Raw genomic sequence first — 494 nt, forward strand, 5'->3', positions numbered from 1 at the left:
GTTTGAGCTTCTGCTCCACATAATCACGCAGCGGTGGGGTGACTTCTACATGCTGTCCACTGATATTGACTTGCATACAGCTTCTCCTTTGTTGCCCGTGCATAAAGAGGCAGGTCTCGCACCTGCCCCACAAACGCTGTGGCTCATCTCAGGGGCTACATCAGTCGCTTGCGCTCGCTCGACGGTGCGATGCCGAGGGACTCGCGGTACTTGGCGACGGTGCGACGGGCTACCTGGATGCCTTGTGCCTCCAGTAAACCAGCGATCTTGCTGTCACTCAATGGCTTTTTCTGATTTTCAGCCGCAACCAGTTTCTTGATGATCGCGCGAATCGCCGTGGACGAGCATTCTCCGCCTTCGGAGGTGCTGACGTGGCTGGAGAAAAAGTATTTCAGTTCGTAGATGCCACGCGGTGTGTGCATGTACTTTTGCGTGGTAACCCGCGAAATGGTCGACTCGTGCATCCCCACCGCTTCGGCAATGTCATGCAGCAC

1 protein-coding gene is annotated in these 494 nt (G+C 55.7%); it reads right to left on the reverse strand.

Annotation, left to right across the window (positions count from 1 at the left end):
- Positions 1-155: 155 nt before the first annotated feature.
- The coding region (locus tag EOE48_RS28655) for an RNA polymerase factor sigma-54 (protein ID WP_484213853.1) at positions 156-494 on the reverse strand (339 nt) is incomplete at its 5' end.

The sequence above is a fragment of the Methylobacterium oryzihabitans genome, assembly GCF_004004555.2.
GTDB lineage: Bacteria > Pseudomonadota > Alphaproteobacteria > Rhizobiales > Beijerinckiaceae > Methylobacterium > Methylobacterium oryzihabitans.